The sequence below is a fragment of the Pinibacter soli genome, from assembly GCF_029961145.1.
Taxonomy (GTDB): Bacteria; Bacteroidota; Bacteroidia; order Chitinophagales; family Chitinophagaceae; genus Pinibacter; species Pinibacter soli.
Genome location: NZ_JASBRG010000007.1, coordinates 1872622 through 1899614, shown reverse-complemented (window position 1 = coordinate 1899614; position 26993 = coordinate 1872622). Strand labels below are relative to the sequence as shown.

At 41.2% G+C, this 26993-nt stretch carries 24 protein-coding genes; 10 read left to right on the top strand and 14 right to left on the bottom strand.

The window, feature by feature from the left end:
- Positions 1 to 136: 136 nt before the first annotated feature.
- The 4 genes from QJ048_RS18085 to QJ048_RS18070 form a co-directional block, all read right to left on the bottom strand.
- Complete coding sequence (locus QJ048_RS18085) at positions 137 to 2536, bottom strand: ABC transporter permease (protein WP_282335814.1); 2400 nt, start codon at positions 2534 to 2536, stop codon at positions 137 to 139.
- A gap of 181 nt (positions 2537 to 2717) precedes the next feature.
- Positions 2718 to 3395, bottom strand: coding sequence for an ABC transporter ATP-binding protein (locus QJ048_RS18080; protein WP_282335813.1), 678 nt, complete (start codon positions 3393 to 3395; stop codon positions 2718 to 2720).
- Positions 3396 to 3541: 146 nt separating this feature from the next.
- The gene (locus QJ048_RS18075) at positions 3542 to 4801 is read right to left on the bottom strand and encodes an efflux RND transporter periplasmic adaptor subunit (RefSeq protein ID WP_282335812.1); all 1260 of its coding nucleotides are present in this window, start codon (positions 4799 to 4801) and stop codon (positions 3542 to 3544) included.
- A 12-nt stretch (positions 4802 to 4813) separates the two neighbouring features.
- Positions 4814 to 5011 (bottom strand): hypothetical protein, encoded by a 198-nt coding sequence (locus QJ048_RS18070; protein ID WP_282335811.1) that lies wholly within the window; start codon positions 5009 to 5011, stop codon positions 4814 to 4816.
- A 352-nt stretch (positions 5012 to 5363) separates the two neighbouring features.
- Between QJ048_RS18070 and QJ048_RS18065 the strand changes: the two genes are divergently transcribed.
- Positions 5364 to 6725: a sigma-54-dependent transcriptional regulator gene (locus QJ048_RS18065; protein WP_282335810.1), complete on the top strand. Its 1362-nt coding sequence runs from the start codon at positions 5364 to 5366 to the stop codon at positions 6723 to 6725.
- Positions 6715 to 8052: a sensor histidine kinase gene (locus QJ048_RS18060; RefSeq protein WP_282335809.1), complete on the top strand. Its 1338-nt coding sequence runs from the start codon at positions 6715 to 6717 to the stop codon at positions 8050 to 8052. The genes QJ048_RS18065 and QJ048_RS18060 overlap by 11 nt, the downstream gene beginning before the upstream one ends.
- An 81-nt stretch (positions 8053 to 8133) precedes the next feature.
- On the opposite strand, the gene QJ048_RS18055 is transcribed toward QJ048_RS18060, so the two are convergent.
- From QJ048_RS18055 to QJ048_RS18030, 6 genes are all read right to left on the bottom strand, one after another.
- Positions 8134 to 8943, bottom strand: a complete 810-nt coding sequence (locus QJ048_RS18055; protein ID WP_282335808.1) for a hypothetical protein — start codon at positions 8941 to 8943, stop codon at positions 8134 to 8136.
- A gap of 48 nt (positions 8944 to 8991) precedes the next feature.
- A complete protein-coding gene (locus tag QJ048_RS18050; RefSeq protein WP_282335807.1) occupies positions 8992 to 9807 on the bottom strand; it encodes a hypothetical protein in 816 nt (271 codons plus the stop codon).
- A 572-nt stretch (positions 9808 to 10379) separates the two neighbouring features.
- A complete protein-coding gene (locus QJ048_RS18045; RefSeq protein ID WP_282335806.1) occupies positions 10380 to 10889 on the bottom strand; it encodes a hypothetical protein in 510 nt (169 codons plus the stop codon).
- Between the two features lie 156 nt (positions 10890 to 11045).
- A complete protein-coding gene (locus QJ048_RS18040) occupies positions 11046 to 11681 on the bottom strand; it encodes an alpha/beta fold hydrolase (RefSeq protein ID WP_282335805.1) in 636 nt (211 codons plus the stop codon).
- A gap of 156 nt (positions 11682 to 11837) precedes the next feature.
- Positions 11838 to 12614: a (Fe-S)-binding protein gene (locus QJ048_RS18035; RefSeq protein ID WP_282335804.1), complete on the bottom strand. Its 777-nt coding sequence runs from the start codon at positions 12612 to 12614 to the stop codon at positions 11838 to 11840.
- Between the two features lie 115 nt (positions 12615 to 12729).
- A complete protein-coding gene (locus QJ048_RS18030) occupies positions 12730 to 13344 on the bottom strand; it encodes a MiaE family protein (RefSeq protein WP_282335803.1) in 615 nt (204 codons plus the stop codon).
- Positions 13345 to 13509: 165 nt separating this feature from the next.
- On the opposite strand from QJ048_RS18030, the gene QJ048_RS18025 reads away from it, so the two are divergent.
- The 7 genes from QJ048_RS18025 (at position 13510) to truB (ending at position 20406) form a co-directional block, all read left to right on the top strand.
- Complete coding sequence (locus tag QJ048_RS18025) at positions 13510 to 14595, top strand: aminotransferase class I/II-fold pyridoxal phosphate-dependent enzyme (RefSeq protein WP_282335802.1); 1086 nt, start codon at positions 13510 to 13512, stop codon at positions 14593 to 14595.
- A 214-nt stretch (positions 14596 to 14809) separates the two neighbouring features.
- On the top strand, positions 14810 to 17284 hold the full coding sequence (locus QJ048_RS18020; RefSeq protein ID WP_282335801.1) for a DUF5686 and carboxypeptidase regulatory-like domain-containing protein: 2475 nt from the start codon (positions 14810 to 14812) through the stop codon (positions 17282 to 17284).
- A gap of 271 nt (positions 17285 to 17555) precedes the next feature.
- Positions 17556 to 17894, top strand: coding sequence for a TM2 domain-containing protein (locus tag QJ048_RS18015; protein WP_282335800.1), 339 nt, complete (start codon positions 17556 to 17558; stop codon positions 17892 to 17894).
- Positions 17895 to 17902: 8 nt separating this feature from the next.
- On the top strand, positions 17903 to 18316 hold the full coding sequence (locus QJ048_RS18010; protein WP_282335799.1) for a DUF2752 domain-containing protein: 414 nt from the start codon (positions 17903 to 17905) through the stop codon (positions 18314 to 18316).
- 6 nt (positions 18317 to 18322) lie between these two features.
- The gene (locus tag QJ048_RS18005; protein WP_282335798.1) at positions 18323 to 18769 is read left to right on the top strand and encodes a magnetosome magnetite crystal formation protein family; all 447 of its coding nucleotides are present in this window, start codon (positions 18323 to 18325) and stop codon (positions 18767 to 18769) included.
- Between the two features lies 1 nt (position 18770).
- Positions 18771 to 19559: a M48 family metallopeptidase gene (locus tag QJ048_RS18000; RefSeq protein ID WP_282335797.1), complete on the top strand. Its 789-nt coding sequence runs from the start codon at positions 18771 to 18773 to the stop codon at positions 19557 to 19559.
- Between the two features lie 166 nt (positions 19560 to 19725).
- The gene (gene truB / locus QJ048_RS17995) at positions 19726 to 20406 is read left to right on the top strand and encodes a tRNA pseudouridine(55) synthase TruB (protein WP_282335796.1); all 681 of its coding nucleotides are present in this window, start codon (positions 19726 to 19728) and stop codon (positions 20404 to 20406) included.
- Between the two features lie 145 nt (positions 20407 to 20551).
- On the opposite strand, the gene QJ048_RS17990 is transcribed toward truB, so the two are convergent.
- Positions 20552 to 22918: a BamA/TamA family outer membrane protein gene (locus QJ048_RS17990; RefSeq protein WP_282335795.1), complete on the bottom strand. Its 2367-nt coding sequence runs from the start codon at positions 22916 to 22918 to the stop codon at positions 20552 to 20554.
- Positions 22919 to 22942: 24 nt separating this feature from the next.
- Here QJ048_RS17990 and QJ048_RS17985 point away from each other — a divergent pair, with 24 nt between their 5' ends.
- Positions 22943 to 23677, top strand: coding sequence for an RNA methyltransferase (locus tag QJ048_RS17985; protein ID WP_282335794.1), 735 nt, complete (start codon positions 22943 to 22945; stop codon positions 23675 to 23677).
- Between the two features lie 337 nt (positions 23678 to 24014).
- Here QJ048_RS17985 and QJ048_RS17980 read toward each other — a convergent pair whose 3' ends face one another.
- The 3 genes from QJ048_RS17980 to QJ048_RS17970 form a co-directional block, all read right to left on the bottom strand.
- Positions 24015 to 25703 carry a DEAD/DEAH box helicase gene (locus tag QJ048_RS17980; RefSeq protein WP_282335793.1) on the bottom strand — a complete coding sequence of 563 codons (1689 nt, stop codon included), beginning with the start codon at positions 25701 to 25703 and terminating at the stop codon, positions 24015 to 24017.
- 206 nt (positions 25704 to 25909) lie between these two features.
- Positions 25910 to 26128: a hypothetical protein gene (locus QJ048_RS17975; protein WP_282335792.1), complete on the bottom strand. Its 219-nt coding sequence runs from the start codon at positions 26126 to 26128 to the stop codon at positions 25910 to 25912.
- An 86-nt stretch (positions 26129 to 26214) separates the two neighbouring features.
- Positions 26215 to 26931 (bottom strand): head GIN domain-containing protein, encoded by a 717-nt coding sequence (locus QJ048_RS17970; protein WP_282335791.1) that lies wholly within the window; start codon positions 26929 to 26931, stop codon positions 26215 to 26217.
- Positions 26932 to 26993: the final 62 nt, after the last annotated feature.

The following is a 26993-nucleotide window of genomic DNA, read 5'->3' as shown; positions in this document are numbered from 1 at the left end:
TCAATTAAGAATTAGGAATTAAGAATTAAGAATGCTTTGTGTGCAGCATTTCTTATTTTTTACAGACTTCTTGTGTTCAACATTAGTAGCGCATAGTCGCTGATTAAGCATTCTTAATTCCTAATTCGTAGTCGTATTATTCGGTTCTCAAGCTCGTCGCCGGATTGGCCAGCGCTGCTCTTGCTGAACGATATCCTACAGTAATGGCAGCGATGATAAGTGTTGCCAGTATGGAGAGTATAAAAATGCCGGCACCAATATTTATTCGATATACAAAGTCATCAAGATATTTATGCATTGCCCACCAGCCGATTGGTGCAGCGATTACAAAAGCGATTAACAATAATTTTGAGAACTCTTTTCCGAAGATCCAGAGAATGTTTGGAACGCTTGCACCCAATACTTTTCTTACGCCAATCTCTTTGGTTTTTCTAACAGCCATAAAAGATACCAGGCCGTACAGTCCAAGGCAACCAATGAATACAGCAATGCCTGTAAATATTTGTATGAGGCGCAGCATCATTACATCTGTTTCGTAGAAACTGTTTACCTTGTCGTCAACAAATTCATGGCTGTAAACATAATCGGGATATTCTTCGTTCCATATTTTTTCAATAGCGGGCAATATCGTTTTAATATTGTTCATATTGATTTTAATAGCACTTGCAATGTATCGGCCATAGTCCGGATAAATAACAAGCGGCTCGATCTTGTTATGAAAAGAGTGGTTGTAAAAATCTTTCACTACGCCAACAACAGGGAACTTGTGGTTCGGTCCGTTCACGCTAATGTTTTTTCCAATGATGTCTTTCGGTTGCAGACCTAAATTCTTCACGAATGTTTCGTTTACTACATATTCTCTTGTAGTGTCTGAGGGCATAAAGTTTCTGCCCGCAATCAATTTCAAACCGAATGTGCTTAAATAATTTTCGTCTGCATTTTTTTGATTGGCAGACCAATGTTCAGGTTCAGGATTATTATTGAAGAATGCGGCGGATGAGTTGTTGCGATCAGCGGCAGGAGGTTGAAAGCAATAACTGATTTTTTCTACACCCGCCAACGATGAGAGCCTGTCGCGCATATTGCTCATTTTGATCTTAGTGGTGTCTGGCACAGGAACAACAACTATCGCGTCTTTTGTAAATCCCATATCAGCGTTTTGTGAGTAGTGCATTTGGCTTGCTATCACAATGGCTCCGATGATCAGCATTTGTGAAATGGCAAACTGTGTGATCACCAGAATGCGGCGCAAAGAAAAGCCTCCGATATGTTTTTGTGAAAGTTTGCTCTTCAATGCAAGCGCTGGCTGGAATCTTGCCAGAACAAGGCCGGGATAGGAGCCGGACAGGAAAACAACGATCAGCAACAGCAACGGTAAAAACAACAACAGTTTGTAGTTGTTGAAAAAAGTTAGTTCCATTTCTACATGAAGCAGATTGTTTAGATAAGGAACTGTCGTTTTCGCGATCCAGTACGCAAGGCAAAAAGCAAACAAAGTGATGATAAGCGTTTCTACAATGAACTGCCAGAAAAGTTGTGAACGCATGCTGCCCAACACTTTTCTGATGCCTATTTCCTTTGCGCGGTTTAGTGCCTGCGCAGTCGCAAGATTGATGAAGTTAACGCAAGCCGTTGTGATCAGAAATACAGCAATGAGTGCCAATGCCCACAAGTATTTTTTATCAGTATTGGCATCGTACTTTGTGTCGAAGTGAATGTCTGCCAATGGCTGCACTGTAAATTTTCTTGCTTTGGCTTCACGCCCGTTGTAATGGTTTGCAACTATTCCTGCCAATGCTGCATTTGCTACAGCGGGCGTTATACCTTTCTTTAATAACACAAAACAATGGCACTCACTATATGTGCCCTGCCATGAATTTGCATCATCAGCCATCCACTCGCTATAGTCTTTCAGGTTGGCATAGGAAACATAAATCTCCTGATGCCTGTCCGTGTTGTTTGGAAGATCCTTTAAAATGCCTGTGATAATGAAGTCTGTTTTGTTCTCAATGCGGATGGTTTTATTCATCGCAGCTTCTTCAGAGCCAAAATATTTCTTTGCCAGTTTTTGAGTGATGACCGCAGCGTTAGGGCTGCTTAATATTGTGTTCTGGTTACCCATCACCAAAGGGTAATTAAGAATCGAAAAGAATGATGGCTCTGCAAATGCGATACCTCTGGGTTCCTGGAACTTTTTTACTTCTTTTTCTTTGGGTAGTGAAATCAACTCATTGTCAAAACTGATCACTCTTGCTACCTGTTCAGCAAAGGTGGTTGTGTTGCGAATGGCTTTACCAACGGGAGAGGTCAAACCTTGATTATATCCTGATTCGTCACCATCATGGTACTCGCTGACCACACGATAAATTCTATCCTTATTATTATGAAAATTATCAAAACTTAAATGGTGCATGATCAGTGTATAGATCAGTATACAACATGCAACACCAAGTGTAAGACCGAGAACATTAATGATGGTGAATGCTCTGTTCCTGGTGAGATTGCGCCAGGCTATTTTGAAGTAGTTTTTTAACACCGCAGAGTAATTAAGAATTAAGAATTAGGAATTAAGAATTGTTCAATGTTGATCAGCTACATTGGTAGGTACGGCATTAAAAGAGAGATGAAATCTTTTCTTTTACTAGAAATTCATGACAATAGCTAATTAGGAATGTTGCGCACACAGAATTCTTAATTCCTAATTAACTAGGGTGTAATTAAATCAAAATATTCTCCGTAACAGTCGTACCATCCAGCATGCGAATGATGCGATGACTGAAGCGTGCATCGTGTTCGCTGTGGGTAACCATTATGATGGTAGTGCCTTGTTCGTTGAGGTCGGTTAAAAGTTCCATTACTTCATTGCCGTTTGATGAATCGAGGTTACCCGTAGGTTCATCGGCAAGAATCAGTTTAGGATTGTTCACCACTGCTCTTGCAACAGCCACGCGTTGTTGCTGACCTCCTGAAAGCTGCTGCGGGTAGTGGTTGCGGCGGTGCATGATCTGCATCTTGTCAAGTACCTGTTCTACGCGTTTCTTGCGATCTGCAGGTTTAACACCGGTATATATGAGAGGGAGTTCAACGTTTTCAAAAACTGTCAATTCATCAATAAGGTTAAAGCTTTGGAACACAAAACCAATATTGTGTTTGCGCATATCGGCTCTCTTTCTTTCATTAAAATGTGCTACTTCAACACCATTGAAAATAAAGCTGCCACCATCCGGGTCATCCAGCAATCCCAGTATGTTTAACAGTGTCGATTTGCCACAACCCGACGGGCCCATGATGGCAACAAATTCTCCTTCTTTCACATCAATTGTTAGCTTGTTAAGCGCAATCGTTTCGACTTCTTCGGTCCGGTAAATTTTTTCAAGGTTGGTGATCTTGATCATATTTGATAGTTGTGAGTTTGATAGTTGTTAGATACTTCGAATTAATAATTAATAATTAAAAATCAATAGGAGCGACATGTAATTCTTTTGCAATCGTTCACTATGTTCGAAAATTTGGTGACTGATGCACTGTTAATTATTAATTCTTAATTCTTCTTCAACACCAGCTCCTGCATCGTACCATAATTCTCATAGCTGGAAGTAATCACTTTATCGCCGGGGTTCAGGCCCTGCAACACTTCGTAATAGTCTGTGTTTTGGCTGCCCAGCTGAATGTTGTTTACTCTGTAGGCGGTTTTACCATCATCACTTACTTTAAATATCCAGCTTCCTCCTGTTTGCTGATAGAAGCCACCTCGTGGCACAAGCAACGCCTGACGTTCATCACTAAGTGCCAATAATATTTGTAAAGTTTGTCCGCGACGGATACCTTGCGGTACTTCACCTACAAATTCCATGTCCACCTGGAAACGCCCGTTTGTTACTTGTGTAAATATCTTTTTAATCTGAAGTGTGTATGATTTATTGGCAAAAGTAAAAGTTCCCCGTAATCCTGTAAAGATCCTTGAAATGTAGTGTTCATCAACATCTACACGAACTTTGTAGCCACTCAATACATCTATTTGTCCAAGCCTTTCACCTTTGTTTTTATTTTGACCAATTTCTACATCAAGAGAAGTTAGTTGTCCGTCAACCGGCGCACGCACCACAAGATCGCCTACTTTTTTTCTCGTTAGGTCAAGTGCATTTTGCGAACCATTGTACAGTTGTTTCGCTTGCGTAACACCTTGCCTGGTGGAAATAGAATCCTGTTTTAAAATTTCTTCAGAGAGTTTCTTTTTTTGCAACTGATAGTTGTAAGCGTTTTCGGACTGACGAAACTCCTGCGCGCCGATCGCTTTTTGTTCGTATAAATGTTTGTTTAGTTTATACACACGTTCAGCTTCTTTCAATGAATTGTCAACGTCGGTCATTTGATTGAGCTTAGTTACAGTGTTTTGCTGAGCAGCGTTCTGTGCAATTTGCATTTGTGTCAACAGGTTATACACTTGTGTTTCCTGGTTCACGAGGCTCAAGGCAAGATCTGTATTTGAAAGACGTAGAATTGGCTGTCCTTTCTTCATCACTGCTCCATCCTCCACATACTTTTCCTCTACACGTCCGCCCTCGGCGGCATCAAGATAAATTGTAGTGATGGGAAGTACAACGCCATTCACCGGAATTGATTCCTGGAACGGTCCTTTCTTTACTTCACTAATAGTTATGCGTTCCGAATCTACATTCAACTTCGAATTGCCTGACGTATAATAAACGCTGGCGCCCACCAATAGTACTATGCCTGTAATTGATCCGATCGTTAATATTTTTTTCGAGGTCCACTTCTTTTTTTCTATTAGTCTATCCACCGTTTTGTCGTTTTATAAGTAAAGCAAAATCAATTCGTGAAACTTTCCGATCACTATATCATCTTGTTCTGTTTGCTGCGCTTGTACCTTTTGTACGCCGTCAGCACATCTGTTAGAACAGTTGCCAGCAACCACGAAAATTGGAATGAATGCTATGATCATGACGATGATCGTGATTGCAGGCAAACTGTTTTTAGTGACAAGGTTCATGGCTGAAAATTTTCTTGTCGAATTTTGTGTACACCAATTTCACGGAAACCTGTGCCAAATCGTAAGTTGCTTTTTTTCAATTAATTATAATTCATTTTTAGGAAGCACTGTTCGATAATGATACATTTTCCGTACGCTTTTGAAATACAGGACAGCTGAATAACTGAATGACTGAATAACTGAAAGGTTGAATCATTGAATTATTGGATAATAGAAACGTTGGAACAGGGGTGTATGTTACACACAAACTTCAGTTACTCAGTTATTTTCAAACCTCAAATTTCAAATCCCAAATTCAAATCTTACATTTGAAGAGACAAATACTCTACTACTTTAATCTGCTTTGTTTCCCATGTTACTGAAAAACGCCAACGTACTAGTGATTGATGATGATACTGACGTGCTTACCGCTGTGAGGCTCTTGTTGAAGACAGAGGCTAAGAGCATCATTACAGAAAAGAATCCCGAAAACATACGGTCATTGATGACTTCAAATTCATTTGATGTTATCCTGCTTGATATGAACTTTAATAGTTCTATTAATACAGGCAATGAAGGAATTTTCTGGTTGAAGAAAATTCGTGAAATGAAATTTACGGGTGCAGTTATTATGATTACTGCTTACGGTGACATTGATCTGGCAGTGCGTTGTTTGAAAGAAGGAGCAACAGATTTTGTAGTGAAGCCATGGCACAATGAAAGATTGGTCAATGCGATTAGAGATGCATTGAAAAAGAGTTTGGGCGGCAACGGGAACAATGGAGATAAAGACAAAACGGCTTCTGTGATAGGGAAGGAGCTGCTTGGCAAGTCAGAGCTGATGCAGGACATCTTTTATAAGATCGAAAAGATCGCTCCAACAGATGCCAATATTTTGATTCTTGGCGAAAACGGTACGGGTAAGGATTTGATAGCAAAAGCGGTGCATCAGCGTTCACTTCGCGCAGATAAGCCTTTTGTAAAAGTAGATGTTGGTGCCTTGACAGAATCGCTTTTTGAGAGTGAATTGTTTGGCCACAAAAAAGGTGCGTTTACTGATGCACGTGAGGATAGGCAGGGAAGGTTTGAAGCTGCTAATACCGGTTCGCTTTTTTTAGATGAAATTGGAAATATATCATTGCAACAGCAAGCAAAACTGTTGACAGTATTGCAAAACAGGCAGGTTACAAAACTTGGAACTAACCAGCCTTCGCCAATAGATATTCGCCTGATCTGCGCTACCAACGTTTCCATGCAGGAGCTTAGCAACGAGCAGCGTTTCAGAAAAGATCTTATCTATCGCATTAACACAGTTGAAATTACGGTGCCTCCTCTCCGTAAAAGAAGAGAAGATATTCCAATGCTGGCCGAGCATTTCATGAACATGTACGCCAATAAATATCTGAAACCAAAGATGGAGTTTTCGGAAAAAGCGATCGACAAACTGATCAATTACCATTATCCAGGCAACGTACGTGAGCTGCAATACACAATAGAACGTGCATTGATCATGGCTGAGGATGCATTGCTGCAGGATAAAGATCTGTTGTTTTCACCAATCGAAAATGCAAGTGTGCAGCATGATGAGAAGGATGAAAATTTATTGAGTGAGGTTGAAAAGAATACCATTCTTCGTGTGATAGAAAAGCACAATGGCAACATTACAAAAGCATCCAAAGAGCTTGGCCTTACAAGAACCGCATTATACCGCCGATTAAGTAAATATGACATTTAGACGTTACAAATGGGGAATCCTTTTGCAGGTGCTCCTTCTTTTTATTGTGCTTTGCGCAGAAGCTTACTTTGTAAACAACCAGCAATATTTGTTTGCAGTTGTTTGTTTGCCAGTTATTATCTACCTGGTCTGGAGTTTTTATCGTTTTCATAAAAAAGCAGAAACAGAGGTTTCGCAATTTGTTGAGTCTGTACGGTATCGCGACTTTTCGAGGTACTTTGATGAAAAGCACGCTCCGTCTGAGTTTCAGATTTTGCGTAAAGGGTTCAACGAGATCAATTCAACTTTTAAGATCATTACAAAGGAGAGGGAAACGCAGTATCAATATTTGCAGAAAATATTAGAGCTGGTTGATACCGGAATTTTGTCCTACGAATTGAATACAGGTGAAATTGGCTGGATCAATGAGTCATTCAAGAAAATGTTTGGCATTCCTTATTTAAAGACGGTTCATTCGTTGGAGAAACGTGATGAGAATCTGTACATGCACTTGATCAGGCTAAACACCAATGAGCATGAAGTGGTAACGATCAACAAGGAGCAAAGCTCGTTAAAGATATTATTGTCTGCAACGTTATTTCAAACCGATGGAAAGATATTCAAACTTATCGCTTTTCAAAACGTGAGTGAAGCTTTGGATGAAACGGAAAGCAAGGCATGGCAGCGGCTACTAAGTGTGATGACGCACGAGATCATGAACTCTATTGCGCCAATTTCTTCTTTAGCAGAAACTTTGAAAAATCGTTTGGAGGTTTATGGAAAAGAAAATGGCAACATAGTACCAGAAGACTTTACGCTGGGCGTCGAAACAATAAAAAAACGCAGTGAAGGTTTGCTGAAGTTTGCCGAAGCTTATCGCAACTTCAATAAGATAACCACTCCCAATTTGCAGAAGGTTTATATCCGCGATCTTTTCGAAAATCTGCACACCTTAATGCAGCCGACACTTTTGCATAAGAATATTGAATTGAATATTGTGTTGAAGGATCCTTCACTAATGATAGATGTTGATACGAGTTTGATAGAACAATTGCTTATTAATTTATTGGTGAATGCCATTGACGCGGTAAAAGAAATTTCCCATCCATCGATCATTTTATCCGGTTATATTCAACCCAACAACAGGCCAGTTTTAAAGATTGCCGACAACGGGTCCGGCATGTCTCCCGAAGTGGCCGATAAGATTTTCATTCCTTTCTTCAGTACAAAGAAAACGGGTAGTGGCATAGGTTTGAGCCTGTGCAAACAAATCATGTTGCTACACAAAGGCAACATTCAAGTGCAGTCGAGAGAGGGCGAGGGTACTGTGTTTACGTTGTATTTTTGAGGTAGTGTAATAACTGAGTACCTGAACAACTGATTTGAACAGCACGTTCAAGTTCAGTTATTCAGGTATTAATTTCTAACCCTAATATCCAACTTTCGAGATGTCGCAGTCGTACTTTATCTCCAGCGTATCAAATCCAAAGCCGAACCTGCCTCCATTATAGCGGAACCCATCATAGGCCACGTATTTTGTCGGCAAGCCGTAGGAATTGTAGCTCACAATTTTTGCAAGGGAGTAATCGGGAGGCGCCAGGTGTAGAATTGGATTGTTAGCGCTGTAGTCCCAGAAAACCTGCTGCCACACTGGATTCGTTCTGTAAGGATTTATTTTATCGTCGTATGTAGCCGGGAAAGTGCGGATGAGATTTTCTTGGTCGTTATATTGGAAGGAGCCACTGTAGTTGTTGCTCGCGGTGAAACTTACGATTCTTCCAAAGTTATCCGTTGTGATGTTGTAATAAGCTTTGGCACTTGCAGGCGCATTGACCGGAGGCTTAGTGTCAGACAGATTGCCGCTATTTTGATAGACAGAATCGATGATCTTGTTGTGGGCATATTGATAAGAGTGCCAGGTAATTGGAACGGAATACCCATGATAGGCAATGATCTGGTCCGTTAGTTGATTGTGTTTGTCGTACCTGTAGTACTGATCGAAGTTCATGTAAACACGATAACCTTCTCTGGCCACAACACTAATCATGTTTCCTTTTTTGTCGTATGTAACATCGAAAATAACAGTTAATCCATCTTCAGAAACTGTAAACTGTGTGATCTTGCATGCGTCGGAGGTAGCTGTGGGATGGTGTTCTACATAGTCATATACTTTTTTACAGCTGCTTAATATAAATAGCACAATGGCAAATGTCGCGGCGATGTGGGTTTTAACTTTCATACATTTTAAGTTTAGTGGTTAATGAAAAAGTCGTGTAGCGCACGGATCCTAATAATTTATTTTGGACAAATCGCAATCGTACTTCACTTCCAGCGAATCGTAGAAAAAGCCAAACGTTGTCTGGAAATTGCCAGTGTAACGATTTGCTCTATATTTAGTAGGAAGTCCGTAGGAGTTGTAGCTGACAATTTCCGGATAGTACTGTTCAGCTATCGCCGGATTGTCGATAGCGTTATTGGCGCTGAAATCTCTCATCGTTATTTGCCACATGTTGTTGGTGCGGTATGGATTGATTTTATTGTCATAAAGTGATACAGGGTCGTGCAAAAGGTTTGAATAGAGGTCATATTTGTAAATGGTGGATTGATTTGGATTTTCTGGCTCCAGTATCCATGTGCCCTTGGTGATTCTTCCCAAAGCGTCTTGCTGAAATACCATGTAAGCCTTATTGACATAATCATTTACCGGAGGCGCAGGGTCGTGATAGTTTCCTGAATATTGATAAAAGGTATCAACGATCTTGTCCTTGAAATATCTGTAAGATTCCCATGATATAGCGCCGCCAAGAGAGCCGCTGTACACTGATATCCGTTCTGCTATTCTGTTTTTGTTATCGTAACGGAAGTAATAGTCATAGTTGGGAACATTCCAGGTTTGCGCAACTATGCTGATGATGTTTCCCTTTTTATCATAGCTAACATCGCGTACCGTTTTAAAGGAACTGTAGTAAGTAGTAAATTGTGTGATCTTACACGCATCACAGGTTGCGGTCGGGTTTTTGTCAATGTAGTCATACACTTTTTTACAGCCCATGCTGTAGATGACAATCAGTGTTAAAGCAATAGTTGAAATTCGCACTTTCATAAATTCGTTTTTAGGTTTGTATTAATAGATAGATGCTCCGTTGTGAAAACAGTTTTATTGAGTACGGACAAATGTTTTGATGTCTGTCTTTAAATAACAGACTCTTTCTCTCAGAATCATTAAAGAAGAAAATTGGTCCCTGACATCAAGGGGCCGTTACTGATAATGGTTGACAATATGTAGTTGCAACAGGAATACCTTGCAAACAGGTGTGCAGTAAGTTTCATAAAAAGAGGTTTAGGTGCAAAAAAGGGGTTGATAACCTGAATGTTATTGCTGATCTTCAATGGGTGAAAATCTTTGTGAAATCTTTGATGTAAGCTAGATGGGAATAGTTGGATTGGGGCGGACGGCGAGGTAAAAGTAAAGACTTAGAAAGGCTATGTCAAGAGTAAAGAGTGGTATTTAATACAGAAATAATAGATTAGTTTGAAAATTTGAAAATGTGCTGATTTGAAAATTCACTATGTATGACGTGCACGAGCTGTGCATACGAAACGACCGTGCCAACCGAGGATGTTACACCTGAACCCAATTTTCAAATTATCAAATCAGCGCATTTTCAAATTGCTCTATGCTGTTTTAGCGATCTTCTTCGCAAGCCAGCTATCTTTTACCGGAATGATCCATTTGTTTTCCAGCTCTTCTTTGTTTAGCACCATATTGTTGAAATACAATGTGCCTGGCGTTACAAAATTATTTTCAATAGCGTGGTTCAAGTGCGCAAGTGGCAACATTTGAATTTTATCCTTCACCACAAATGCCAGCATTTGCCTGTCGAACATATTTACCTGGTAGGTTTGCTCAATTTGTTTTATCACACGAACGGAACTATCTGTGCTGCACCCGCTTACGCCGGCCGCAGTTTCATCTGCCATCAAAATGATAAACTGACCGAAAAACAATGCGCCAAAACCTTTCACGGGTGTTCCGTGTGTGTTCCAGCCACTTACGAAATCTTCCAGCATACCTTCTATTTGCAACGCTTCATTTATTGAAAACAAACGGCTAGCCTGGTACACCCACACTCTTGATGATGCCGCAAAACCTTCCGGTAGTAAACTTTTGTATTCGAGATTCATAGAACGAAGGTAGGTAATTTGAAAATTTGAAGATTTGAAAATTTGAAGATTGGGTTCAGGTATGGCATCCCCGTTTGGCACTATCTTGTAGTATGTGTTGCAAGAGAATGCTGCACACAAAGAATTTTCAAATTAGCACATTTTCAAATTTTCAAATTATTGCAGTTCGGTAAGCAAACTATTAATAATCTCTCCATGCGTGTACACCATAAAATGTCCGCCACCATCGATGTAGCAGTGGGCGTGGGAGTTCCAGAAGATCTTGTCTTTTTTTCCGTGTAATTGTAAGAGGTTTTCGGGTTTTGTATCATTTTTCCAGCGGACGATCTGGCTGATGGCCCATGTGAAAAAGCGATGGTCGGTTTCCCGGATGATATTTCCCAGCAGCACCCTCGCTTCGTTCGTTAACGGCCCAAAGAGCCAGAAGAGGGCAGGGGTTGCTTTAAGCATGTAATTGTAGGGCAGATATTTATCAAGATTGTATTTACCGGCTAGTCTATAAACGTAAGGAATCTCTGTGTGAGTAGTAACGCTGGAAATGATGATCACTTTTTGCGGACGAGTAATTTTCGCCAGCTCGCACGCAATGATGCCGCCAAAAGAAAGCCCGATCAATATAAATGGCTCAGAATCATCAATTGCGCTGGAAAGTCTTTTCGTATATGCCTGGATATTTTCCTGCTTGACGGGCTGGATCCAATCAATGTGAACGGCTTGATATTTATCAGGAACTTTAATGTACTTAAACGCTCGTTTATCGGCGCCCAGCCCGGAAATGAAGTAAGCTTTCATGAGGACAAATCAATTTGAAAATTTGAAAATGTACTAATTTGAAAATTGGGTTTCCAGTTTGATCATTGTTAGTTAAGCTCGGCTTACTGCATTTTCAAAAAAGAAGAATGCTGTACTTATTGAATTTTCAAATTAGCACATTTTCAAATTTTCAAATTAAATAGACATTGCCACTAACTCCGCAATGTCCAGCACCGCAACATCGTTCTCCTTTTCCTGGTTTTTAACGCCGTCTGTCAGCATGGTGTTGCAGAACGGACAAGCGGAAGCAACTATAGAAGCGCCTGTTTCCAAGGCCTCATTGGTGCGTTCAATATTTATGCGGATGTCGCCTTTTTCTTCTTCCTTAAACATTTGGGCCCCGCCGGCTCCACAACACAAACCTTTGCTGCGGCAGCGTTTCATTTCCACCAGTTCAGCATCCAGGGCTTCCAGTACTTTGCGCGGAGCTTCGTAAATATTATTGGAGCGGCCAAGATAGCAGCTATCGTGATAGGTGATTTTTTTGCCTTTGTAAACACCGCCTTCCTGCATTTTTATTTTTCCTTCGTCAATCAGTTGCTGCAGAAAAGTAGCATGGTGAATAACCTCATAATTACCTCCAAGATCAGGGTATTCGTTTTTGAGTGTATTAAAACAGTGAGGACAGGCGGTTACAATTTTTTTGATGCCGTAGTTGTTGAGAATCTGAATGTTTTGATACGCCATCATCTGAAACATAAATTCGTTTCCGGCGCGGCGAACAGGATCTCCTGTGCACATTTCCTCTTTTCCCAGAATGGCGTAATTAACTCCTACTTTATTAAGAATGGTAGCAAAAGCTTTGGTTATTTTCTGAGCCCTTTGATCGAAACTTCCCGAACATCCAACCCAAAATAGTACGTCTGGTGATTGTCCGTTCGCAAACATTTCCGCCATTACAGGAACCTGCATCGTTGATAGTTTTTTTTGGTTGGGTGTAAAACTAAGAAAAAGTTGTTAGTAGAGACGCATTGAATGCGTCTCTGTTGCATTCGTTTGGTGCGGAGACGCGTTCAACGCGTCTCTACTAATGTATCCGGTCGCCGCGCACTTCCATGCTCTCCATCAGGCCGGCTTCAAAATCGAGCCATTCTTTCCAGCGTTTGCGCACCCGTTCTTTATCAATGTACATTTCTGCAAGCTCTATAAACAGTTTGTAGTGTCCTGCTTCGCTTTCCATAAAGCGGCGATAAAAGTTTTGCAAATATGGGTCTTCGAGGCCCTCGCTCAGACGTTTGAAGCGTTCACAGCTGCGGGCCTCAATAAGGGCCATGGTTAGCAACCTGTCGAGAAAAGTGTCATCCACACTGCCGCCCTTCACCTGGAATTCCAGCAATGCATTTACGTAGAGGTCCTTGCGTTGCTTGCCCAGCTTAAGACCTCTTTTTTTAAGTTCCGCCAGAACCAACCGGAAATGTCCCCATTCTTCCGTAACGATTGGGGCAAGTTCCTCTACCAGCTCCACTCTGTCAGAATATCGCTGGATAAGCGAAATACAGGTGGTGGCCGCTTTTTGCTCACAATAAGCGTGATCGGTTAAAACCGCTTCCAGCGAAATCTCCGCCAGGTTCACCCAACGCGGATCTGTGGGCAATTGCAGGCCCAATATGTTTTTAACGTTTATTGATTCTGTGGATTCCATGTGAATGATTGAGATGGAGCAAAAATAGTTATAAGTTTTAAGTTGTAAGTTATAAGTCGTTGAGTGCAGCTTTTCGATATATGGATGTCAGTAAAATTTACAAAGAGCAACACATAGAGACTTAAAACTTAAAACTTACTACTTAAAACTTATAACTTGCCTTTCATGAAAGAAGATTTTCTGCATAAAAAACTGGAAGAGCGAAAAGCAGCGGGAGCTTACAGATCGTTGAAGCTAACGGAAGGCATGGTTGATTTTTGTTCCAATGATTATTTAGGTATTGCAACAAATAACCTGATCAAACCTGATCAAAATTTGAAGCACGGTTCTGCGGGATCACGTTTGCTGGCAGGAAATTATGCTTTAATAGAAAATGCAGAAAAGCAGTTAGCAACATTTCATGAAGCAGAAGCCGCATTGATTTTTAATTCGGGATTTGATGCCAATCTTGGCTTGCTAAGTTCCATCGCACAAAAAGGCGATACTATTATTTACGATGCGTTATCACATGCAAGCATACGCGATGGGCTGAGGTTAAGTTTCGCCAATTCATTTTCATTTGCACACAACGATATGGCTGATCTTGAAAAGAAGCTGAGCCTCGCAAAAGGAAATATTTTTATGGTAACGGAAACGGTTTTTTCAATGGATGGCGACTTAGCGCCGATGCATACTTTGGTTAGTTTGTGTGACCGTTTCAATGCAAATCTTATTGTGGATGAAGCACACGCTATTGGTGTTATCGGCGATCGGGGAGAGGGGTTGTCGCAGCACACGCAATTGCACCAGCATTGTTTTGCACGCGTCTATACTTTCGGAAAAGCGATGGGCATACATGGATCGGCCATCGTTGGTTCCGAAGCATTGAAAAATTATCTTGTCAATTATGCAAGGTCATTAATATATACCACAGCGTTACCCGAAGCGGCAGTAAATGCGATTCAAAAAAGTTATGAGTTGATCCCTTCCTTGCATAAAGAACGGATGCATTTAAAAGAGCTGATCGCACAATTTCAACATGCTCCTATTCGCTATACAAAAATGCAATCCGCGACCGCAATACAAGGAGTAATTGTTCCGGGCAATGAAGCTGTGAAAGAAGTAGCTGCGCAATTGCAGCAAAATAATTTTGACATTCGCCCTATATTATATCCAACGGTACCAAAAGGAGAGGAGCGGCTGCGCATTGTGCTACATGCATTTAATACCAGGGAAGAAGTGGAGAAGCTGGTTGAATGTCTGAGCGACTAGTGAGCACGCAGATGACGCTGATTGGACTGATTTACACAGATGAGAAGATTTGAAGGAACGAAATCTTTATGATTTTGATTATTGGCTAAGATTTGAAAATAGTATGCCAATCAAATCAAAGAAAATCTTGAACTTTCGACAATCAGAAAAAGATCAGCGTAAATCAGTCTAATCAGCGTCATCTGCGTGCTCACTAAAATTCTTATATTTAACTATGAACCATACCATACGCTTCATTACAAGCTTATTGCTTTTGCATATTTCTTTCTTCACCTATGCTGGTAGAATAAGCGGAATCATTACGGATGATAAAGGTGCTATTTTGCCCTTCGCTTCTATACTTATCAAGAACTCCACACATGGCACCACAGCCAATAATGAAGGAAAATATTTCCTGCAATTATCGCCCGGCATTTACACCATTGTTTGCCAGTATGTGGGTTATGAAAGAAAAGAAAGAGAAATTACGATAGGCAATGAAGATATTGTTTTGAACTTTCAATTATCGCGACAGCAGCTTTCATTGGCAGAAGTGGTGGTAAGGCCCGGCGGCGAAGATCCTGCGTATGAAATAATACGAAATGCTATAAAGAAGCGTCCTTTTTATTTAAAACAACTCGATACGTTTCAATGTGAAGTGTACATTAAGGGGCAAATGCAATTACGTGATTATCCCAACAAATTCATGGGACAGAAAATAGATTTTGAGGATGGCGACACGAGTAAAAAGAAAATGATGTACCTCTCAGAATCTGTAATGAAATATTCTTCGCAAACCGATAAAATAAAAGTGGAGGTTTTATCAACCAAAGTAAGCGGACAAAGAGACGGTTTTGGATTCAGCTTGCCGCAGTTTGTAACCTTTTATAAGAACAATGTGGACCTTGGTCCCAACTTAAATCCGCGTGGCTTTATTTCTCCAATTGCTGATAATGCACTCAATTTTTACAAGTACAAATTCGAAGGAAGTTTTATTGAAGATGGCCGCGAGATCAATCGCATAAAGGTAATACCTAAACGAAAGTACGAACCGTTGTTCAGTGGTTATATCAATATCACAGATGATGACTGGCGCATTCACAGTGTGGAGTTGCAAATTACAAAGGAGTCGCAAATGCAGTTCCTTGATACTTTACGCATCAATCAATTGTATGTGCCATTTGATAAAAATGTGTGGGTGATAAAAACGCAGGTGGTATATCCCGCCATTAAAGTTTTTGGATTTGATGTGTACGGCAATTTTGTGAATATCTATTCAAAGTTTGACGTGCATCCGGAGTTTCAGAAAAAATTCTTCGACAACACTGTTTTGAAATATGAAGAAGGAAGTAACAAAAAAGACAGTCTGTATTGGGATACAACCAGACCGGTTCCGTTGCAGACAGAAGAACAAAGAGACTACCATAAAAAAGATAGTTTAGAAAAGTTGCGTGAAGACCCGCGGTACCTGGATTCTATTGACAGGATCCGCAACAAGCCTTCTGTGCCCGGTATTTTGTTTTTGGGGCAAACGATTTCCAAACAAAAAGACAGATCAACGCTTACTATTTTCCCGCTGGCACAATCAGTTAGCTTTAATACAGTTGAAGGATGGGTGATCAATGCCCGGGTCAGCTATACGAAAAGGCTCGACTCAACAGGTTTTAGCAGATCGGTTTCCATTTCACCGCTTATACGCTATGGCTTTAGCAACGGGCATTTGAATGCCTATCTCACGGCTTCCTATGACGTGGGCAAAAAACGGCCATCAAGCCTTTCGGCAGGCGGCGGTAAAAACGTTTATCAATTCAACAACAACAATCCGATCGATCCACTTTTCAATAGCTTCTCCTCGCTCATCTGGATGCACAACTACATGAAGATATATGAGGCATGGAGCGGCAGGATCGATTATTCAAAAGGCATTGCAGACGGCCTTACGGCGAGGATCGGGTTCCAGTACCAGGATAGAATACCGCTGGAAAATACAACCGATCAATCATGGAAAGCATGGGATACCAGAAGTTATACGCCCAATTATCCAACGGATCTTATGTCTGAAAACTTTAAGCGTCACCAGGCTTCCATGTTGTCGTTAGGCATTAGCTGGAGACCCGGCAGCCGCTACATTGAGTTTCCGGACAGACGATTTGAAATCAGTTCAAAATATCCAACGTTTACCGCCGGCATAACCATGGGGATAAAAGGATTGTTCGGCAGCGACGTAGATTATGGAAAATGGCGCATAGGCATCAACGATGATCTGAATCTGAAACTGGCGGGAACTTTCAAATACAATATTTCTGCCGGCGGTTTCTATAAAGCAAAACAGGTACAAGTGCAGGATTACAAGCATTTCAATGGTAACCAGATCACTATGGTGACCAATTACTTCAATGGGTTCCTTTTGCTGCCTTACTACAAATTCAGCAACACTGCCACGTTATATGGGGAAGCGCATATCGAACATCATTTCAATGGTTTTCTCACCAATAAAATTCCTGTGTTCAGAAAATTGAACTGGCAACTAGTGGGCAGCATGAACACATTTTACATCAATGATCACAGCAATTACATTGAAGCTGGTGTGGGACTGGAAAATGTGTTCCGCATCCTCCGCGCAGATTTTGTATGGGGATTTGAATATGGACAGAAAGCGTATACGGGATTCAGGCTGGGGATTAATCTTTTGGCGCCGCCGAGGCAATAAGAATGATGTGCGACGTACAGTGTAGATCATTCTTTTGAGAGTTGCATTGCGACGACTATCGGACACCGTATATCTACTTCTTACATTTTTTCTAAGCGTTTCTATTTATACGCTGTTTTATTTTTCAACAATTGCAATAAAAAAGTACTGGTTAATTTTAAGCTGTATTCAATTTTTAAACTAGCTTCACACATTAACCAATTGTTATTTTGAATAACGGCGCATCCGAAAAGCCTAACGAGTAGGAATAACCTAAACCCTTTAAACACCAATGGACGCTCAGAAAGTAGACATGTACATTTTGACGAACGCCAAGTTTTTTGAAAGTCATGTTATCCCAACTATCAGAGAAAGACTACTAGAACTACCTGACGAAAAATGGATATTGTTACAAACCATTTCTTTAAAAGATCCTACTACAAGCCTTATCGTTTCTATACTTGCGGGGCAGCTTGGCATCGACAGGTTTATTATTGGAGATACAGGTATAGGTATTGGTAAATTACTTACCTGTGGCGGCTTTGGTATCTGGACAATTGTTGACTGGTTCCTTATCCAGGGTGCAACAAGAGAAAAGAACCTGCAATTACTTCAAACCGTTTTTTATTAAGTAGAATAATGACAAGAAGAAAACTATATACCTTAATTCTTGTCATTTCCAGTGCGGGATATGCCTGGCTTGGTTGGAACTTGTTTAATCATGCAATGCACAGTGAGGAACACTACACTCTTTGCATATTCAAGTGGCTAACAGGCATTCCCTGCCCTGCATGCGGTGCAACGAGATCTGTAATGTCGCTTCTACATGCAGATTTCTTAAATGCGTTTCTTATTAATCCATTGGGTTTTTTGCTTTTGGCGGCATTGATCGTTTTGCCTTTATGGGTTGCAACGGACTTGCTTAAAAAGCAAAATAGTTTTTTTTGCTTTTATGCATTTGCAGAAACAAAACTTACTCAAAAAGCGGTAGCGCTTCCTGCTATTGCATTAATAAGTGCCAATTGGATCTGGAATATTTACAAACACTTATAAGTAGTTATGACAACGGAAAATTTACGTCGTGCAGACAACACATACGTTGTCTCTTCCGATCATGAAGCGGAGAGGGCGTCAAACAGTTATTTGATGTCGCTCATTGCCATAATGGCCGGCCTGCCTTTACCGATCATAAACCTGGTGGCAACCCTTATTTTTTATCTGGGCAACAGAAAGGGTACTTACTTTACCCGCTGGCATTGTACGCAGGCTTTTATTTCGCAATTTTCATTGTTGTTTATTAATAGTGCGAGCTTTTACTGGACAATGTCAATTGTATTTGGTACCAGGGAAATTTCGAACCCTTATATTGCCTACATCATCACCGTTATTATTTTTAACCTCTCTGATTTTATTGCCACCGTTAACACTGCTATCAAAACCCGCAAGGGTATTCATGTGCAGTGGTGGTTCTATGGTCCTTTAACGAACTTAATCTGCAAGCCCTGATATGAAAAAGATCGTTCCCCAATTTTTAATATTGTTATTATCTTTTTTTGGAATTTGGTTCATGCTTTCAAAAGTTGATTTTGTTCGCCTGTTACACATCAAACAGATCAAGCGACAGAGCGTCGATCAAATTGGCAAACAAGTCTGGAAAGCATTTGAAACAACCAATACAGTTATTGAAAATGATACACTCACCAATGCCTTGAACAAGATCAGAGATAAGATATGCAACAGCAATCATCTCTCTATTCCTGCCGATTCAATAAAGATCCATGTGCTTGAAAACAAGGAGATCAATGCATTTGCACTGCCCGGAAATCATTTGGTGATCTACTCTGCATTGATTAAAGATTGTAAAAATCCTGAAGAGCTTGCGGGAGTGATGTCGCATGAAATAGCGCACATGACACGAAATCATGTTGCTAAGAAATTACTGAAAGAATTTGGATTGTCTGTTATCCTTTCGTCCACGGGAAGTAGTGGAGGGGCAGTGTTAAAACAGATTAGCAAATTATTGTCTTCAACTGCTTACGACCGCACACTTGAAAGCGAGGCGGATGAATACGCTGTTCAATACATGACGAATGCTAATATAGATCCCGTCAATCTTGCCCGGTTCCTGGAACGAATGGATAAAGAAAGCGCACTTCCCAGCGCTGCTTATCTGATTAGCACACATCCTAATGCAAAAGCCCGCTCAGAAGCCATTATAGCCCAAACAAAAACGTCGAAAATGGTTGCGATGCCAGTGCTGGATGGAAAGGAGTGGGAGAGTGTGAAGGGACAATGAATAATTAATAAAGAATAATTAATAGGATAGTGAGCGAAATTATATCAAGCTACATTAAAGTGTAATGGTCAATAGGTTACTACAAACTGTTGCGACTCTTACCCTATTAATTATCCTTTATTAATTATTAATTACTTTCAACATCTTACTTTCGCAAAAAAAGCACTTGGAACGCATCTATAAAAACAAGTACGACGAGGGGCAGGTGATCTTGATTGACAAGCCTTTGGAGTGGACCTCTTTTGATGTGATCAGGAAAATTCGCAACCTGATCAAGATTAAGAAGGTGGGGCATGCGGGTACACTCGATCCGCTGGCAACCGGCCTGCTGATCGTATGCACGGGAAGGTTTACCAAGAAGATCAACGAATACATGGCGAGGGAAAAGGAATACACGGGTACTATTACCATTGGCGCCGTTACGCCAACCTACGACCTCGAGAGCGATCCAATCGACTTTAAAGAATATGCTCACATTACACCGGAGCAGATTCGCGCAGCGACTGAACAGTTTACTGGCGAAATTATGCAGGTGCCTCCAATACATTCCGCTATTAAAGTAGATGGTAAAAGAGTGTATGAATTAGCGAGAAAAGGAAAAGAGGTAAAACTCGATGCTCGTCTAATAACCATCAAAGAATTTGAGATTACATCCATTGATCTTCCCAAAATTGATTTCAGAGTAGTTTGTTCCACTGGCACCTACATACGTAGCCTGGCCAATGATTTCGGTGCAGCGCTCGGTTGCGGCGGCTACTTAAGTAAACTGTGCCGAACACGCATTGGAGAGTTTACCCTTGATCTGGCGGAGAGCCTGTCAAGTTTTGAACAAAACTTGGCAATTTGAAAATTTGAGGATTTGAAAATTTGTAAATGCTTTGTGTGTGACTTTCTTTGGGGCGCTTAATCTCTAAATAGCGAGAAGATAAAATCAATTGTTTCGCTGCGGCACCCTACATTTTCAAATTAGCACATTTTTCAAATTCTCAAATTTAAAAGGGGTAATTGATCCCCAGCTGAAACTGTCCGTCCCAGAATTTGATTTGCTGGAACCAGCCGTAGTGGTAGTCGGCGTATAGTGGATTTTTGATTTGGTAGGCCCAGTCAAGGCGTATAAGGAAATAATCAAAATCGAAACGCAAGCTGGTACCGGCGCCGACTGCGAGGTCCTTGTATAATCTGTTCAATTTAAAAACACCATTATTCAAACCCTCCTGGCCCTGGTTATTACGCAGCCAGATATTCCCCATATCCAGGAAAAGGGCGCTCTTGATCTTTAAGCTGCCTATATTAAATAAATTGTAACGATACTCCGCGTTTCCTTCCAGTTGAATGTCTCCAAAACGATCGAGGTTTGGGGTGGGGAGTTCTTCGTAGAATTTTGAGGAGCCCGGACCTAACTGCCTTGCACGCCAGGCACGCATGCTGTTTGGGCCACCCGCAGTAAATCCACGGGTTACCGGCAATGCCTGTTCAGGTATAACATTACCCAAACTGTCTTTGGTATCGCCATAGGAAAAACCGAAACCTCCATAAGCATGAAAGGCAAGTGCCGTTTTTTTGTAAGTAATATTGTGACTATAATCTAAAAAAGTTTTTACAAAACGAAAGAGTTTAGCATCTACATCGAGCGTTTTTATTAGACCAAGTAGTCCGCCACTTTCCTCCAAACCTGTTTTTACAGATGTTGTGTGTTTGCCCTTTGTGGTAATGACCTGAAACCTGAAGTTCTGGCTTACAATAAACCCGTCCTGGAATGTATAGTAGAGATTGGGGGCATCACGAATGAGAATTCTTAAACTGTCTGTTGGGATAACGTGCTGATATTCAACATTTATTGGGCTATAGTTGAAAAGGTATATTTTATTTCTCCTTGTAATCTCGCGGCCCTTTGTCCAATCGTACGACCATGAAATATTGGCATTTTGTAAAGTATAGAAATCCTTTCTCAAAGTGTTTGAGGCGTTGATACTAAGGTTTGTCCCTTCAGTGCTGATTTTTCCCTTCACGCGGCTGCTGTCTTTAAACGGCAGGATGAACTTGGGGAAATGCAGCGTGTAGTTGATGGAAGTCTGAATGGTTTGCAGCAATTCTTGTCCCAATTCCACACCGAAACGCGTGTTAAGGCTACTTTGTACAGATTGTTTCGCAATGTTTTTATCGGTAATGCCAAATGTAACACCCAGGCCAAACAAGTTGGTGGCAACAACGTCGCTTTCGTTCCTGCTCGCTTCCAAACCAATGTTCAGGTTACGTCTTACTGCCGGGTAAAGACGGACATCCATGTTTAGCTTGCCAAGAGAATCATTTGAAAAAATATCAATGGCAGTTTGCTGCCATGCGCCAAGCTGGTTATAGCTGTTTATCGTTCTTATATAGTTGCGTTGGCTGTAAAGGGCGCCGGGTTTCAGGTAGTTGTGAGCTTCAACGAATTTGGGTTTAAAGAGATTGTATTTGGAAATAATCGTTACGTTTCTGATCGTGTCTTTCCTGGAAACCGTTTCCACGGTGTCGTCTCTAATGGTAAGGTCGGGGTAAATGGTAACCTTGTCAATGTAGAATTTCTTTAGATGCGAAGGGTTCTCTTTCGCCCGCTGTTTAAATACGATATCTACAGTTGGGTTCTGTCCTCTTTTTTGCAATTCAGCCAACAAACGTGCTCTTTCAAAGATGTCAATGTTTGGGTTAATGAGCCGGGCCTCTACTGTGTCGACTTCTGCGTAAATATCTTCACGACTGATTTTGTAATAACCGTTGTTTTTAAACTGGTCGATCAACCTGTCCAGCTCGGCAGAGATCGCCTCTTTTTTGTATGCATCGCCTTTTTTAAGATCTGAGCGCCGTAAGCTGCGCATAACAAGGGCCTGCAAAGATGTATCTCTAAAATTATAGCTGATTGAGTCAATTTTGGTCAGTATCCCCGGTGTAACGGTAAACGTTGTTATAACACGGAGTTGTTGCTTTTTCTTCTTCTTTTTAACGATCAGGGTAGAGTCCCAGGTGACGGTTCCGCTCATGTAACCCTGGCTTTTTAAGAGGGCCTTCATGAAGGTTGCGCTCCGAACAGCGTACGAAGTATCAAAAACAGGTGGTTTATCGAGTTTTTGCCTGATAAGTAATTTGGTGACAATGCGGTTCTTAATGCTGTCGTCGAGCTGGATAAGCAGTTTTTCCTTTAGTTCATCCTTTTGGTTAATTGGCTGCTTACTCTCAATTTTTATATTTGATTTGAAGACGAATGGTTTGTTTGGCGGAAAGTTTTTTACCGTAAGGCACGATCCCAAAAAGAAAACGAGTACCAATGCCAGGCAAGTGCTGTAAATGAAGGTGGATGAATTAACTTGCCGCTTAAATATCATAAAGAAAGTAAACGCTAATAATAAATGTTGGTAAAATCGAAGGCCAAATATATTCAAAGTTTAAGCCAGAAAAAACTAAGAGACGAAGAAAACGTATTTGTAGCAGAAGGCCCAAAAATTGTTCATGAACTTTTACTTTGTAAAAATATACAACCTGTTGAAGTTTTTGCGGTGCAGGAATGGCTGGATACCAATGGTGGCCTGGTTTCTGGGCTGAAACAGGATCAGGTAAATGTTATTAGCGAATCAGAACTTGAACGCATTTCGTTTCTTTCTACTCCCAATAAAGTGCTTTGTCTTTTTAAGAAACCAACATTTGTTGACAAGGATCATCAGATTATACTTGCGCTTGATGGCATCCAGGACCCGGGAAACCTTGGAACTCTGGTGAGGATCGCTGACTGGTTCGGAATTGAGCAAGTTGTTTGTAGCAAAGAATCTGCAGATGTTTTCAATCCAAAAGTGGTGCAGTCAACCATGGCCAGCATTGCGAGGGTAGAAGTCGTTTATACCGACCTTCCTGATTTTATTAAAGATCATGCTTCGCTGGGAGTATATGCCACGCTGCTTAATGGTCAGCCCATCGAAAAAGTCGGGAAAATAAAAAGCGGAATCATCGTTACTGGCAACGAATCGAAAGGTATTAGTGAAGCGATTCAGCAACTCGCTACACATAAAATTACCATCAAAAGAATAGGCGAGGCAGAATCGCTGAATGCGGCGGTTGCAACGGGCATTGTGCTTTCGCATGTGCTTTGAGAGGGCACGCAGATGACGCTGATCAGACTGATTTGTACTCATCTTTTGCCGCAGGTGACATCAACTTTATTAAATCTCTTTTTTAACAAGTACCAAATCTGTTCCAGTCATTCTCCATTTAGGGTAAAATCCGTGTAGATCAGTCTAATCAGCGTCATCCGTGTGCTCCCTCTTCGCTCACTAGAAATAAAAAAGCTGAAGTGTGCGACGCAACTTCAGCTTAATAGTACCACAAATGCTCAGTACCTAATTATATTTCCAACTTTCGAAGTGATAAAAGGAATTGAAGAATCTTGCACCTCACATTTTCAAATCTTCAAATCTTCAAATTCTCAAATTATCTGCTATTCGCATCGTTCATACGAATGCGTCTGCCTTTGAAAGTTTTGCCGTCGATTGATTTGATCATTTTGCCGGCTGCGTTTTTATCGATTTCAACCCAGCTATTCATTTCTTTCATGTCAATGCGTCCAAGAACTTCTTTCTTAAGGTCGCTCATGTCAAGAATGAACTGAAGGAAACTTGCTTTGTAAAATCCGTCTTTGGTACCGAGGTTTACAAACAAGCGCATGTAGTTACCATTGCCGTTACCGCCAAACTCACGTCCTGCTGTGTCACGTCTTCTGTTACCCTGATCACGTCCGCCCTGTTCGCGTCCACCGGGTTCACGTCTATCTCCGCGAGCCGCCCTTCTTTCCTCACGGATGTTAAGGTCCTCAGCGTTTTCGTAATATTTAAGGAAACGGTCAAACTCCATCGCAGCAACACGTTTCAATACATCTTCTTTGGAAACATCTGCAAATTTCTCTTCCAGCATTGGCACATACGTTTCGTAGTCGCCGTGGCTGATATCTGCCTGCAGTAATTTCTCCATAAAAGAGAAGAACTGTTTGCGGCAAACATCTTTACCGGAAGGAATATCAAGACGGTTAAATTTAGCCTGAACGATATTTTCGATCTGGCGAAGTTTAAAACCTTCACGATTGTGGATGATGGAGATACAAATACCGGTGTTACCTGCACGACCGGTACGGCCACTTCTGTGCGTGTATACCTCAACGTCATCAGGTAATTCGTAGTTGATAACGTGGGTGATACCCTGAACGTCGATACCGCGGGCCGCAACGTCTGTAGCGATCAACAGCTGTAACGTTTTTTCGCGGAAAGCTTTCATCACCTTGTCACGCTGAACCTGTGTAAGGTCGCCGTGCAAAGCATCGATGTCATAACCTTCGCGGGTAAGGCGCTCAGCAATTTCCTGCGCATCCATTTTGGTACGCGTGAAAATAATACCGTAGATGCCCGGGTTAAAGTCGATGATCCTTTTTAATGTTTCATAACGGTTAGGAGCTGCCGCAATATAGTATTGGTGATCGATGTTTTTATTGCCGGTGTTTACTTTACCCACAGTAACTTCAACAGGCTCCTTCATATAGCGTTTGCTCACGCGGCGGATTTCCGGTGGCATGGTAGCGCTGAAAAGCCATGTGCTGTTACGGTTTGGAGTGTTTTGTAAAATAAACTCGATATCATCCTGGAAACCCATGTTCAGCATTTCATCTGCTTCATCAAGTACAACGTACTCGATTTTGTCAAGCTGAATGGCTTTTCTTTCGATAAGATCGATAAGGCGACCCGGAGTGGCTACAACAATTTGTACGCCGCGTCTAAGGTCGCGAATTTGTGTGCTGATAGATGTTCCGCCGTATACAGCGACTACCTGCACGCCTGTCATGAATTTTTTGAACAATTCAATTTCGTTCACAATTTGCATGCACAGTTCTCTTGTTGGGCATACCACTAGCGCCTGGGGGTGTTTCTCTGCAGCATTAATAACTTGCAATAATGGAATACCAAATGCGGCAGTTTTACCTGTACCAGTTTGCGCAAGACCTATAAAGTCTTTAGTGCCGCTAAGCAAAACAGGGATCGCTTTTTCCTGTATTTGCGTGGGATTCACAAATCCTAATGCTGATGTAGCTTTTACCAATCGCTCGTCAATACCCAACTCTTCAAATGTCATCATATAAAAATAAAAATTTGCGCAAAGGTACACTAAAAAAAGCAAGAAAGAAAGGGCATATAAGTAGCTGTATTAAATGTAATTATATATAAGAGCCGGGGCGGAACGCTTAACGCAGAAAGCCTAACACCCAACGCTGAATGTGCAGCGCCTAATGCGTTAGGCGTTAAGCGTTAAGCATTGGGCCTTAAGCGTTAGGCATTAGGCGTTCACATAAATGATCGCACCAGCTCACCCTCTGAGTTGATCGGATATTCGCCCCAGCAAACGATTTGAGCGGGTTTGCTCTTTTGCAGAACGAAACCGTTTGATTGTTGTTTTAGTTCTTTGTTGCTTTCGTGCAGAAGTGCCTGCCAGTCCTGCATGTTTAAGAAAACACCTGTGGCTTCGCCGGTTTCGCTGTACGTGAATTGTGGATGAATTGTCATTGTTAAAAGCTTTGTAAGGTTAAAAAAAAGCGAATGTTTAAAAATGCAGCGAAGCAGAATCGCACTTCGCTGCTGACTTGACTTGATTAATAAGGAGTAACTCTCCCTGATCCTGAAATATTTGCATTGACGCGAGGATTGCCGCGATACCAAACAGTGCCGCTGCCGGAGATCCTGCTATCAAGATTGTCTGTTACATATACTTTGATGCCTCCTGAACCACTCGTTGTGGTAGATGCATTTTTGCTCAGCACATTGATCAGGTCAATATTACCGCTGCCGCTAATGTCTGCGGTCATTTTGCTTGCAGTACCCTGGGCGACTTGTATGTTTCCTGAACCACTGATGTGTGAATAGATTTGATCACTTTCTACTTTGCTTATTTTGATGTTTCCTGAACCGCTTATTTGTAAGTTCAAATTGTCAACCGTTAAATCATTTTGCACATTCACGGTGCCAGATCCACTTTGTGTAAAGCTTTTCACTTCCGGAGCAGTAACATACACTTTGACTGCTTCATGGGATTTAATATTCACATCATTTCGAAATTTTATCTGCAATTCACTGCCGCTAATGATTGTCTCCATCACATCAATGATGTTTTGCTGTGCTTCGATCTTTACCTTGTATTCGTTTCCATTGCTAAAGAAAACATCGCCAGATAATTTAGAATGCAATGCAGTAAATGCAGATGTTGTTCTTTCCTGCGTTACCACAGGTCCTTCACCGACAACCTTCTTACATGCGTTCATCGAAAAGAGAATCGCAATAGAGGCAATAATCACACTAATCTGTTTCATCATTTGGGCTTTAAAAATTTAAAATTGATTTATTAATGTTGGTTGTTTTAAGGGTTGTGTTATGA